The organism is Lysinibacillus sp. G1-3 (genome assembly GCF_056322905.1).
Genome location: NZ_JBWHYQ010000002.1, coordinates 253,854 through 267,165 on the forward strand (window position 1 = coordinate 253,854; position 13,312 = coordinate 267,165).

A 13,312-nucleotide genomic window follows, 5' to 3' on the forward strand; every position below is an offset into this window, starting at 1 on the left:
CAACGAAGCTACAGTTTAACGTTCCACCTCAAGTCTTCTTTGTATAGATTTTAATAATTTATTAACCAGCTTCTCAAAGACTTTTCGTTCATCGGGTTCCAAATCCATCATGTTAGAAGCACAAGACGACCAATAAGTTGGCAAAATCTCAGCAACAAAAGTACGACCTTCATCTGTTAAACTCACATAAATTTTCCTACGATCTTCTTTACTATGATTCCGTACGACAAGGTTTCTCTTTTCTAACCAATCTATCATTGAAGTTGCCGATGCCCTCGTAATCCCTAATCGTTCAGCTATAGCAGAAGGTGTCGCCCGTCTTTCACCATGTAGTGTAAGTAATATTAGTAAGTCTAATTTACTTTCTGTAATTCCGAAAGGAGCCAGCTCAATATCCATTACATCTAAAACGTAGTCACTTAACCACAACAACATTAATCCTAATTTTGCATCTTCTTGATTCGTATTACCCGAAGAAGTCGTTTGAATCAACTCAATATACGGCTCTAGGCCTAATACGGGTAAATCATCTTCATTATTGGTCATTTTTTTGAATTTTGTCATTTAATCACCTTTTAATTAGATTATCTAACTATATACCATTCTAACTAAAAATCTAAATGGATGCAAGAAGTATTATTACCATAAATTTCTTTAATCTAAAGCAACACAAAAAGCATTAATTTAGAAAGGTGCTTCCCATATTTCAAATGACCCTCACTTATTGTAGTAGTACTTCCTTTATTTCTGATTGAGGAATTTTTGCACAGCATCCGACTCATTCCGGCTTAATTTGACTCTCATGATCAATGACACAAGCCCCACCCAATACATTAATGAATACACCTACTTACAAAACAAAGAAGTACACCACTTATAAAAAAGTGATGTACTAATTATCCTATAATGTGCGACATTAAAGATAAGTTACTGTTTTTATAACACATTCACTTATCTTTAATATTACAAAGAAATTGTTTTCTTTTATTCTTTTTTGTCAAAACCAACAGGTTCATTGTATAACTTATAACCAAAATGGCGTAAATAGTAAATATATGATCAATTTTTATAAAAGTGAGCTCTGAGATAAGATATAAAATTAAAATCGACAAATATAAGATTAAGATCGTATGATATGCTGCCTTGTTTCGCAGTACCTTCGCCTTTTCATCGCCAGATTTAATCTCTTCAAAGAGAACAAAATAGGTAAAGGGGAAAAAAGCCAGAATAAAGAAGTAGCTTACTATAGATTGCTTTATAAACATATCAAGAATCCCAATGATTAATAGTAAAACAACGAAAAATAGATAGGATTTCTTATGTAAACTCCATTTCATAAACCAACACCTCCTCAAAAAATCATCTTCAATCTTTAATTTAATACTTTAAATGATACGATACCATGGATGACTTATGGATACGAGGACAAGTCAAGATATATGGTAGTAGTACCAAAACAAGCTTGATAATTAGATATTTTACGAGACCTGAAGCAAAAAAAGAAAGAACGTATGAGTGAGTCTACTCGTTCTTTCTTTTTTATCACCGAACACATGCTGTATTGGCTTCAGATTCTTCTATTTTACTTTGTCCAATTATTGAATAAATTTAGGATCTAATATACCTAAGCCACCGCCTTCCATTTCAAACTTCACTTTTGAAACTCCGTCTAACTTAACATTAACTTTTACCTTGTCTTTTATCGATCCACTATCATAAATCAATTTATTATCCGCGTAAATTTTCATATAACCTACGCCGAAAGAGCCCGCCGATAACTTTTTAACTGGTGCTAAATACATTTCGAATCCTTTGTAATTTCCATTCGCTAAGTATTCAACAGTATGATCTTGTACAGCCCCTCCACCATGATATCCACCAAGTTGATAGGATCGTTCAAACTTTTCACCTGTACTAATCACAATAGAGCTTGCGTTATGGAAGAAGTGATCCTCATCACTCCCAATAGGTTTTACATCTTTTAAAGCGACGAATTTTGGAACATCACCAATATAAACGGATTTTGATTTTCCATCCCATGTCACTTTTTTCCCTAATGATTCAGCAACAAAACGCATTGGCACATAAGTAGTACCTTCATAAATAAAGCCAGATTGACCCGCTTGTGGTTTTTTTTCAACCTTATCAAAATAGTAATTGATTGTATCCTGAAATACGCTAATCTTTTTCAAATTGCTTGCCGCTTCCGTTGTTGAGAGGTATGTAAAGGTTAATCCTCCTAATATAAAAAAGCCTAAATAACTAGTTACTATAAGTATTTTTTTCATATTGTCACTCCTTAATATACATAGTTATATGTAATTATACCAAAAATTACATACTATATTCCAAGATATTGTTCAACCATCCAAGCTTTTTATACAATTTTTATTACCCTTTTTTAAATCCCAAAAGCAGCCAGATTATTTACGATAGGCACGTCTTTCAGCATATTCAACACATAGATAACATACTTTAATTTTTTTATTTTTTTCATTCCGATAATTTCTTAAATCAGCTACTTTTCGTTTACAAAAATAGCAAGCATTTTTAGGAGGTTTCGGAGCACTAGTTATAAAATATTCTTTAATTTTAATTAATATCGACTTCATAAAGGTATTCTCCAATTCAAATATACTGTTTTAAATTTCAGTATAAATATTTCTTTGTTGTTAAATTAAACCTTTTTAACCCCTTTTTATTCTACCATATTCTTCAAGTATTTTTAATCATATGACCTAAACATAAGGGATTATCTATTACACACGAACCTTTTAACTAAATTCGAAACCTCAATACATAGAAAACATTGTGTACTTAAAAAAGTTGTCCAATTCTGTTGCCATATACAAACCCCACTTTCAAAATCGAGAGTGGGGTTTGTATACGGCCTTAAGACAGCTTTAATACTAATAAGTTCATGAAGAAATGTACTTAAACAAAACGCAGGCATAAGCTTAACAAGCCAAAATCTTTAAAGGACCTCATTCATTCGCATGTTGGCGAAAGATGAGTTATTGGAAAGTCCTCCTCAGCACTCCTGTAATTAGCTATGAACTACCTTCGCAACTTGGGTAAAACTGCTATATTGTCCGATCATCTTAAAAGGTCTATTCCACACTTTTTAATGATTCAATCATATTGATTTTCGTAACTTTTCTTCTAAGAAGTAAATTTGAAACAATCGTCAGTAAGAATGCAAGCAATACAGAAACCAAAATGATTAAAATATTTAATTTATCAGGGATTTGCTGATGGGTGCTTGATAGAGCCTTGACAATAACTTTATAAACATAACCACTAATCGGTAAAGCCACAATGACCGCAAATGAAGTTAATATAACGTTTTCCAAAAATATTAGTCTGTTTATTTTATTTTTTTGATAGCCTAGTACCTTAAGTGTTGCAAGCTCACGATTCCTTTCATAAATGTTTATGGAAGATATCGTATAGATGGCGCCAAAAGAAAGTATGATGGCACTTGTGATGAACATGATAAAAACAAAACTGTTTTGTTTCACAATGTATTGGGCTGATTTTTTCAAATCATTCTTATCCGCAATTGTTTCTACATAACGATCTTGTTCAAAAAAGTCACGGACGCTCATCAGATCCGCGGCGCTATTTGCTTGAACTAAAAGCGAGGTTGGATTGTAGTCTATGTTAAAGCTCTTTAAGTACTCTGGTGTACTATAAAACGATGGATTCGAGTATTGTGTAGATATATTTAAAACTTTCATATCTACAGTAGTGTTTTTAAGCTCGGGCGATGTGAACTTTATTTTGATAAAATCCCCTTTTGAAATATCGTATTGATCCGCGTAAGATTTGGGTACAAGTAAGCCGTTATTTTCTATAGGTATGCTATTGTTCTTTTCATCAAAGAAATGAATGAGATTGTTATTTTCTTCAGTTACAATTAAAGTAGCATTTTCTTTTTCAGCGTCTTTGATGATTTCAATAGGAAAAGTGGATAAAAAATAACTTTCTTTCATACCAGGAGGTTGTTTTATCATATTAGGAGATGTACCGATCGTATAATCTACTTTTAAATCATAGCTATAAACATCTTCAATTTGATTAGCTACTTTCAGCAAGGATGCCTGAGTACCGAAAGCAGTGATTAGTAGAACCGTGCTAACAACAACACCAATCGAACTCGCTAAAGCCTTTTGTTTATTTAAAAATATATTTCTTAATATGAGTTTATTACTGTAGGAAATTGAACTCCAGAAACCTGGAACTCTTTCTATCAATAGCTTTTTCATCTTCTTTGGTGGTTTAGGACGCATAGCTTGTGCTGCCCGTTCTTTTAATATAGCTCTACCGCTTAAGTAACATGCTAGTACTCCAAAAGCACTTGAGAAAATAATCGGAGGAATGATTGAAAATAGAGAGAGCGAGAATTTAATGTCAGGCAAAGAATAGGCCCTTGCACACGACGTCGTTACTAAAGGGATAAAAACGAAAGCTGCCAGAACACAGCCAATGATTGAGCCTAGTATACTTGCCAACACAGGGTATCCCATATAGTGAAGCATAATGTTGCTATTTTTCACACCTAAAGCCTTCATAATACCAACTTGGATTCTTTGAGAATCGATCGTCCTCGACATGACTAGAAAAAGGATAACCGCTTCAATCAAAAAGAGAACTAAAGGTATAACCTTACTCATTAAGTTATTATTATATATCGTTTGATTGATTTTAGAATAATTCAAAGTCCGTTCCTTGTTTACTTGATCTAAATAACTGAGCTGTTTAGATTGTAGCTCAATTGATTTGCCTAATTGTTCAATATCTTGCCCTTTTTTGGCATCAATGATGACCTCATTATAATAAAAGCCATCTAAGATTTCAGGTAATGTTTCTTCAGCAATATAAGCTACCCCATAAGTTTTATGGTCTTGAATTTCGTTCTTTTTTGCATATTCCACATTCTCACCCAAACCACTAATTGTAAAATCAAGATTTCTGTCATTCGCTCTGATTGTGAATTGATCGCCAACACGATAATGATGTTCTTTTGCATAGTGAGAATCTAATAAAATTTCCCCCTTGTTTAATGGGATATTCCCTTCAATGATAGTAGGCATATTTATTTCATTGTTTTCAGGGATCGAATGTATTTTTAATGCAGTTTTGTAATCTTCAAAGGCTTGCGTTCCATCAAAGGTATAACGTCCTTCAATTTTATGGATCCCTTCAATTTTACTCAAACGCGTCACATCATTTTTAGAAAGGTGACTGTAATACACATTTAAATCGCTTAAATGATGTTTTTGGAAGTAATCCTTCGTATAAGCACTTAGATTAGTACTATACGTTACTAGTCCCGCATAGAAAAAAGCACCAACTGCGATAATAATCACTATGGCTATAAATTGCCCCATAGATTGTTTGATGTCCCTCAATAATTTTAAAAACAATTTCATGTTTACCACTCAATCCCTTCAACACTTTGTTTTTCATTATTGATCGTGACGCTTTCGATGTATCCGCTTTTAACTTTAATAATTTTGTCTGCCATAGGAGCAATTGCTGAATTATGTGTGACCAAAATAACGCATTTCTTCGTTTCGCTGTTTAAATCTTGCAAAGTCTTTAATACGGACTTACCGGTTACATAATCCAAAGCACCGGTTGGTTCATCACAAAGTAAAAGCAAGGGATTTTTTGCAACCGCTCTAGCTATAGCAACTCTTTGCTGTTCGCCACCAGAAAGTTGTGAAGGGAAATTTTTGAGACGATTCTCTAATCCGACTTGATGTAAAATCTCCTTTGCATCTAGAGGGTGTTTACATACTTCAGTAGCAAATTCAACATTCTCGAGAGCATTTAAATTCGGAATTAAGTTATAGAATTGAAAGACAAAACCAATTTTCTCACCACGATATTCTGTTAACTTTTTTTCATTCAATCTAGTTATTTCTTGATTCCCAACAAATACTTGACCTGAGGTAGCCGTATCCATACCACCAAGAATATTCAAAATCGTACTTTTACCCGCCCCACTTGCACCCAGTATAACGACAAATTCCCCTTCACAAATGGAAAAATTAACACCATCAAGAGCCTTGATTGGGACTTCTCCTATTTTGTATTCTTTCGTTACGTTTATAAATTCGATAAGCTTATTCATTTATTTCATCCCTTCATATCATTTTTGGTCAACGTCAAGTAACTCTAAAATAAACAACGATTGTCGTATATTTTAGAGTTACAATTTTTTCGCTTCATTTTTGTCGATACACATTATCAAGAAGCCATTTAACCTGGCAAAATAGTAGAAATTTAAAAGCATTGCTAACGACCGTTTTTTGTAGAAGTTTCACCTGAACTGAACATGATGGCACTACCTACCTTGCAGCTTAAAGATGTTTCCATTGCGATTGATGCCGTTAAATCTCGAAATAAATTTTGCCTATAATCGGACGCCAGACGTTACATCATTCTAATAATATATAAGCTGATAAAATTAAATATATACACGTTTGGAAAAAAATACATTTAAAACTCAACGGTTTTCATGATACTTTATTTAGTTTTGGTTTTTAGTAGACATAATAAAATTATTAAGCGAAAAGGTATACATGAAGAGCTTCTATAGATCGGGCGATATTTCACTTTTTTTCTTTAAATCGTCCATAAAAAAACCACTCCATTTGCGATTAGTTACGTCACCCGAAGCGGTTTCCTTTTCTTCGATATGTATAGTGATCATACACGAAGAAAATTATTTTATTTTTCCGAAAAAACAGTTAATTCTGTTAATAATATGGTATACTTTTCCTTATTAAATAAGGAGGTACAGGTCCAATGGTAAAAAAATAAAAAAGAGAAAATCTCAAATTATTTTACATTTTTTAAAATACACATGTAGATTTTCTCTTTCATACAATGAATATGTAAAGTAGAGGAGAAATAACATGTTAAATAAATTAAGTGATACTATTTATTATTTATCCCATCAAGATGATAGAGAACGACCAACTTTAGGATTGGTATGTGGTGAGCAGCATTGTCTAATTATAGATTCTGGTAATTCAACTCAACATGCTAAAGATTTTTTACTAGAAATCAAAAAACTAAATGTACCACCTATCAAATATTTGGTCATTACCCATGCACATTGGGATCACTTCCTTGGAATGAATGAATTTGATGCAACTGTTATCGTTAATAATCAAACAAACGAACGATTAAAAGAATGGCAAGTTTATAAATTTGATGATCATTCCCTTCTAGAGTATGTGAATACTAATCAGATGAGTGCTAAGTGTATGGAGATTATACAAGCAAACATACCAAACCGCGAGAGTTTTAAATTGAACTCTCCGAATGTAATTATTGAAAATACATTAACCATTGATTTAGGTAATAAAGTTTGCATCATTGAAAGAATCAAAAGTACTCATACAGACGACTCCACCATTATTTATATTCCAGATGAAAAGGTTGTTTTTTTAGGTGATGCTGCATATGGTACAACTACAAATTCCCTTTTTCATTTCAAGCAATCATTGTTATTGCCTATGATAAAAGACATTCAAAACTATGATGCTGAAATATTCCTACTTGGTCATGAATCAATCTGTGATACTGATGAAATGAATATTTATTGGGAAGAGTTAATAACCGCAAGTCGAGCTGTACAATCTACCTCACTAGAAAATGCTATGGAGTGCTTTAAAGTAGAAAATAATAGGAACCCTAATGATAATGAATTATTTTTCATACAGGCGTTTGTGAATGACCGTATCATTCAATCCTATTAGGTGCCACTTCATTTAATTGATGAGCTGGCTAAAAAATAACTCAGAAGTTCCTCCGAACTCCTGAGTTATTTTTTTTATTTAGTTAAGGCCTTCATATCTGCCACGATCGTCTCAACTGGTACATCTGTAGTACCGTCATAATCCTTCACAACCATACCATCAGCATCCACTAAGTAGTAACTTGACATATGTACGACTTGATCAGAATTCGGATCGTTCTTTACTAAGGAATTAAACGATTTCCTCGCAAACTGTTCAATATACTTTTGTTCATAGCCAGTTAACAGTTGCCATTTGCTTGCATCGGGCACTGAATACGTTTTCAAATAATTCGTTAAAACTTCTGGCTTATCAACCTCAGGATCAACACTAAAAGCTACAATTTGATAGTCTTCCAGACCTTTATCTTTAAGCGCCTTTTGCACCTCTGTCATGTTATACGTCATTGGTGGACAAATCGTATTACAATTAGTAAAGATGAACATCGCTAACCATGGCTTACCTTTTAAGTTATTTAGGCTAACTTTTTCATTATTTTGATTTGTTACCGAAAAATCCTGTACTACTATGTTCATCTCTGGTTCAAATTTATAGCTTCCACAAGCAGCAAGTACGCTACTTAATGTTAGTATCAATACGAGCATGACACTCTTCTTTTTCATTTATTTGCTCACTTCCCTTCAATTTACCATCGATGTTTATTGTATAAATTAAAGTTGCATAATACAAGATATGAGCTTATCATTTCACTTTTTATATCCATTCAATGTATGTTGTACGATTTTAGTATAATTAACCTCCTTTGCATTCCAGATAATTCACACTTTTTTAAAAATTTTTTCAAAGCTGTTTTTTACTATTTCGGTTATTTCCCAAGAGTTCGAACATTTGTTATATAACAATATTTCATTACTTTTCAAGTTCCTCCTCATCTAATAATGGAATAATAAACCACTTAAAAATTCTCTTTCGCGCTCGATTTTTCTATTACATTCAAAATTATCATTATTAAACTATTATAGGAATATTATTCTTATAGACAATGCCATTCTCTTTCGTGCGGTTTTTTTCTACTAAACCCTTATTATTTCTATGTTATTTCCGTAATTTAGAAATGATTAAAAATTAAAAAAACTCAAAATTTAGTATTGCATTATAAGAATCTACCCCATAAAATAAGTGAATATAACGACGAACAAAAAAGAAATATGTCGTCTAAAACAGAAATATATCACTTTAGGGGGAATAATAATGGCAAATCTTTCTGAACACAAAAATATAGCATCAATTGATTATAATGCAATTGAAGCTATGGAATCGTTCAACAAGTTCGTAAAAAAGAAGAATACCTTCCTTTTCTCGATCACAGCAATTTTTTTATTACTTTATATTTTATTACCTATCCTTGCTTTCCAACCTGTACTACAACAAAAAATCATCGGAAATATTACGGGTGTTTGGATTTATTCAGCTGGATTATTCATTATGACAATTGTTCTTTGTACGGTATATGTAAAAAAAGCAGCTTCATTCGATAAAGCTGCCGCAGCAGTACTTGCTGAGTATCAGGCGAAAGGTGGAAAATAAATGAACTTAGTATCCGTTGGTTTCTTCTTAGCGATCGTTGGTTTAACACTCGTAGTAACATATATCGCAGCAAAGCGGACGTCTTCAGCGTCTGATTTCTATACAGCTGGTGGTGGTCTTAAAGGTTGGCAAAACGGCTTTGCGATTGCTGGTGACTATTTATCAGCTGCTGCATTTCTAGGGGTGTCCGGTGCGATTGCATTAACTGGTTTCGATGGTTTCTTCTTCTCCGTAGGCTATGTAGTAGCTAACTTAGTTCTTCTTTATGTAATTGCAGAACCTATGCGTAACTTAGGTCGATATACGTTAGCAGACATGCTTACTGCCCGCTTTAATGAAAAACGCATTCGTGGCGTTGCGGCGTCAGGAACAATTATTATCGTCATTCTTTATATGATTGCACAATTAGTAGGTGCAGGTGCTCTTATTAAACTATTATTTGGTATTGAGTACTGGATTGCCGTTTTAATCGTAGGTGTCATGATGACTACTTATGTTTTATTCGGTGGAATGACAGCTACTTCTTGGGTGCAAATTATTAAAGCTAGCCTTCTCTTATTCGGGACAGGCGTATTAGCTACATTAGTATTAATTAAGTTTGACTTCTCACTAATGAAAATGTTTGATACGATTGCCACGGATCATGGTGAGAAATTCCTTGTACCAGGGATTAAATATACAAGTACAATCGATTCTGTTTCAATGATGATGGCACTTGTATTAGGTACATCTGGGTTACCACATATTTTAATGCGCTTCTTTACAGTGAAAGATGCTAAAACTGCGCGTTCTTCTATTTCATGGACAACTTGGATTACAGCTATTTTCTTCTCACTAACTATTTTCTTAGGCTTTGGTGCGTTAAATTTTGTAGGGATCGATAAAATTCTTGCTGAAAGTAAAGCTGGTAACACTGCAGCCCCACTTCTTGCTAATTATTTGGGCGGTGATGTGTTAATGGCATTTATCGGTGCAGTAGCATTTGCAACTATTTTAGCGGTAGTTTCGGGCTTAGTTTTAACAGGAGCTTCTGCCATCTCCCACGATATTTATGGTGAAATCATTAAAGGTGGTAAATTAACAGAAAGGCAACAAGTTGTAGCAGCTCGTACTGGCTCTATTTCTATTGCCATTGTTTCTATTATCCTTGCGTTATTTGCGCAAAACTTGAATGTATCATTTTTAGTATCCTTTGCATTTTGTATCGGTGCTTCAGCAAACTTACCAGTTATTCTTTACACAATTTACTGGAAAAAATTCAATTCAACGGGTGCAATATCAGCGATGGTAACTGGTTTAGTATCTTGTTTAGTGTTAGGTGCTATGGGGCCTAATGTATGGAGTCCTGTTGAAGGTGCAGCCATTTTTGTTGGTAATCCTATCGTTCCGTTAGCCGTTCCAGCAGTTATTACGATCCCACTTGGCTTTATCGCAGGTTATTTAGGTTCTGTTCTTACTTCTAGTAAAGTACCACAGGAAGAAGCAGAACGTATTTACAAGGAAATTCGCGTTAAAGCAAACACTGGTGTATCAGTTTCTGATATCTCTCACTGATCCATTCTGAACATCCAAATTATTGAAAAAATATCTATCATTTATCCTATCCATATTAATAAAAAACTCGATTTTTCATCGAGTTTTTTTATGTTTTCTTTCGAAATATTTCCCAATTTACTTATCTAGCAATACTATTCTCTTTCAAAAAAAATGAGAAAAGAAATGATTTTCACTAAATAAACAGTGTTTATTTTTTATAAAAAACCATTTCTTTTTTTAATTTTTTTCCATATTCCTCCCTCAAAAATCTAGAATTGACCTACCTCTGTTTATTTATCAGAATTTTCTAAAACCCCTTTATTTCTTAGCTTTGGCACGTATATTCTCTTTCAAGACTTTTTTTCACAAAAATTATTTTTTCATAATTTTTCTGAAATGTATTGCAATTTTGTGAACTCTCTCATAAAATGAAGATGTGAATTCACTAATCTAGCAAAATCAAGTCTTTAAGCAGTAAAAATAAACACAAAATGGGGAATGTTAATGGGGAACAATAAAGCTAGCAAAAGTGTCGTGATTGACTATGATGCGATTGCAAATCAAGAATCATTTAAAGCACTTGTTCGAAGGAAGAATTCATTTCTTTGGTTAATGACCGCGATCTTCTTAGCAGCATATATGTTGCTACCAGTTCTGACTTCGTACACGAAAATACTACACCAAAAGGCATTTGGGGAAATCACTTGGGTGTGGGTATATTCAGCGGGACTTTTCATCATGACTTGGACATTATGTCATTTATATGTAGCAAAAGCGAATAGCTTTGATAAAGAAGCAAAGGCAATTATCGCTGAGTACGAGAATGGAGGTGGCCGCCGATGAATAACGGGATGAGTTTAACAGCCATATTCTTCTTCGTATCCATTGTTGGTTTAACATTAGTTATTACATGGTGGGCATCAAAACGAACTTCATCTGCAAGTGATTTCTACACTGCAGGCGGAGGGTTAACAGGCTGGCAAAATGGACTAGCCATCGCAGGTGACTACTTATCAGCAGCATCTTTCTTAGGAATCGCCGGTGCAGTTGCATTATTTGGATTTGATGGATTCTTCTTCTCTATCGGTTATTTAGTAGCTTACTTAGTGGTTCTATACATCGTCGCTGAGCCATTACGTAATCTTGGTAAATTCACATTAGCTGACATGATTACAGCGCGTTTTGATAGCGCTAAAGTTCGTGGTACAGCAGCTTTAAGCACTATTACAATTGTATTATTCTACATGATTGCACAACTAGTTGGTGCAGGAGCACTTATTCAATTACTTTTAGGAATTGATTATTGGATTGCAGTTTTAATCGTTGGTTTTATGATGACGACTTACGTACTATTCGGTGGTATGACTGCAACATCTTGGGTACAAATTATTAAAGCTTGTCTTTTAATGTTAGGTACAGTTATTATTTCATTCTTAGTATTAAAAGAATTCGGCTTTAGCATTGCAACGATGTTCAAAGAAATGGGAACTGCAACTGATAGTGGTGCAGCTTATTTGAATCCAGGTCTTAAATATACAAATGGTATTGATACTATTTCAATGTTAATCGCTTTAGTATTAGGTACAGCTGGTCTTCCACATATCCTAATGCGCTTCTTTACAGTAAAAGATGCGAAAACAGCTCGTTCATCAGTTATCTGGGCTACTTGGATTGTAGGTATCTTCTACATTCTTACAATCTTCTTAGGCTTCGGTGCAGCTAAATTCGTTGGTAAAGAAGATATTATTGCTGCAAACGCCGCTGGGAACATGGCGGCTCCACTTCTTGCGGAAGCACTTGGTGGCGACATTTTATTCTCATTCGTATGTGCGGTAGCATTCGCAACAATCTTAGCGGTAGTAGCTGGTCTTGTACTTTCTGGCGCATCTGCCCTTTCACATGATATTTACGGTCAAATTATTAAAAAGGGCAAAATTACAGAAAAAGAGCAAGTACTTGCAGCTCGTATCGGTTCCATCACAATCGCTGTTATTTCTATCCTTTTAGCACTTGGTGCACAAACATTAAACGTAGCATTCTTAGTATCACTAGCATTCTGTATTGCAGGTTCAGCTAACTTACCTGTAATCATCTATACAATCTACTGGAAACGCTTTAATACAGCTGGTGCTATAACGGCAATGTTAACAGGTCTAATCTCTGCTTTAGCTCTTGTTGCTGTTTCACCAAATATTTGGAATCCAGTAGAAGGAAAAGCAATTTTCGTTGGTGATCCGTTAATTATGTTGACGAACCCAGCAATCATCTCTGTTCCACTTGGCTTCCTAGGAGGCTTCATCGGAACAATGCTTTCTAAGGAAAAAGATGATAAGAAATATCGTGAAGTGGATGTTAAAGCGAACACAGGTATTTCTGTACAGGACGTATCTCACTAATAATACGACAACCGC

General features: G+C 34.0%; 12 protein-coding genes. 5 read left to right on the top strand and 7 right to left on the bottom strand.

Translation table 11 applies throughout. The annotated features are described in order from the left end of the window. Window positions 1-15: 15 nt before the first annotated feature. The 6 genes from ACVYAD_RS03175 to ACVYAD_RS03200 form a co-directional block, all read right to left on the bottom strand. Window positions 16-564, bottom strand: a complete 549-nt coding sequence (locus tag ACVYAD_RS03175) for a MarR family winged helix-turn-helix transcriptional regulator (RefSeq protein ID WP_476424536.1) — start codon at window positions 562-564, stop codon at window positions 16-18. 383 nt (window positions 565-947) lie between these two features. Continuing rightward, window positions 948-1,337, bottom strand: coding sequence for a hypothetical protein (locus ACVYAD_RS03180; RefSeq protein WP_476424537.1), 390 nt, complete (start codon window positions 1,335-1,337; stop codon window positions 948-950). Window positions 1,338-1,595: 258 nt separating this feature from the next. Further along, window positions 1,596-2,288 carry a stalk domain-containing protein gene (locus tag ACVYAD_RS03185; protein ID WP_476424538.1) on the bottom strand — a complete coding sequence of 231 codons (693 nt, stop codon included), beginning with the start codon at window positions 2,286-2,288 and terminating at the stop codon, window positions 1,596-1,598. 135 nt (window positions 2,289-2,423) lie between these two features. Beyond that, on the bottom strand, window positions 2,424-2,612 hold the full coding sequence (locus tag ACVYAD_RS03190) for a hypothetical protein (protein WP_476424539.1): 189 nt from the start codon (window positions 2,610-2,612) through the stop codon (window positions 2,424-2,426). 498 nt (window positions 2,613-3,110) lie between these two features. Continuing rightward, a complete protein-coding gene (locus ACVYAD_RS03195) occupies window positions 3,111-5,435 on the bottom strand; it encodes an ABC transporter permease (RefSeq protein ID WP_476424541.1) in 2,325 nt (774 codons plus the stop codon). Window positions 5,436-5,437: 2 nt separating this feature from the next. Then, window positions 5,438-6,142 (bottom strand): ABC transporter ATP-binding protein, encoded by a 705-nt coding sequence (locus tag ACVYAD_RS03200; RefSeq protein WP_476424543.1) that lies wholly within the window; start codon window positions 6,140-6,142, stop codon window positions 5,438-5,440. A gap of 787 nt (window positions 6,143-6,929) precedes the next feature. Between ACVYAD_RS03200 and ACVYAD_RS03205 the strand changes: the two genes are divergently transcribed. Continuing rightward, window positions 6,930-7,778, top strand: coding sequence for an MBL fold metallo-hydrolase (locus ACVYAD_RS03205; RefSeq protein WP_476424545.1), 849 nt, complete (start codon window positions 6,930-6,932; stop codon window positions 7,776-7,778). A gap of 74 nt (window positions 7,779-7,852) precedes the next feature. On the opposite strand, the gene ACVYAD_RS03210 is transcribed toward ACVYAD_RS03205, so the two are convergent. After that, window positions 7,853-8,440 (bottom strand): SCO family protein, encoded by a 588-nt coding sequence (locus ACVYAD_RS03210; protein WP_476424547.1) that lies wholly within the window; start codon window positions 8,438-8,440, stop codon window positions 7,853-7,855. Window positions 8,441-9,029: 589 nt separating this feature from the next. Here ACVYAD_RS03210 and ACVYAD_RS03215 point away from each other — a divergent pair. The 4 genes from ACVYAD_RS03215 to ACVYAD_RS03230 all read left to right on the top strand — a co-directional run bounded on the left by ACVYAD_RS03215 (window position 9,030) and on the right by ACVYAD_RS03230 (window position 13,297). Continuing rightward, window positions 9,030-9,365 carry a DUF485 domain-containing protein gene (locus ACVYAD_RS03215; RefSeq protein WP_476424549.1) on the top strand — a complete coding sequence of 112 codons (336 nt, stop codon included), beginning with the start codon at window positions 9,030-9,032 and terminating at the stop codon, window positions 9,363-9,365. Continuing rightward, the gene (locus ACVYAD_RS03220; RefSeq protein WP_349658010.1) at window positions 9,366-10,919 is read left to right on the top strand and encodes a solute symporter family protein; all 1,554 of its coding nucleotides are present in this window, start codon (window positions 9,366-9,368) and stop codon (window positions 10,917-10,919) included. A gap of 486 nt (window positions 10,920-11,405) precedes the next feature. Further along, window positions 11,406-11,744 (top strand): DUF485 domain-containing protein, encoded by a 339-nt coding sequence (locus ACVYAD_RS03225; protein ID WP_349658011.1) that lies wholly within the window; start codon window positions 11,406-11,408, stop codon window positions 11,742-11,744. A gap of 8 nt (window positions 11,745-11,752) precedes the next feature. After that, entirely contained in the window at window positions 11,753-13,297 is a 1,545-nt protein-coding gene (locus tag ACVYAD_RS03230) for a solute symporter family protein (protein WP_476424593.1), read from the top strand. Window positions 13,298-13,312: the final 15 nt, after the last annotated feature.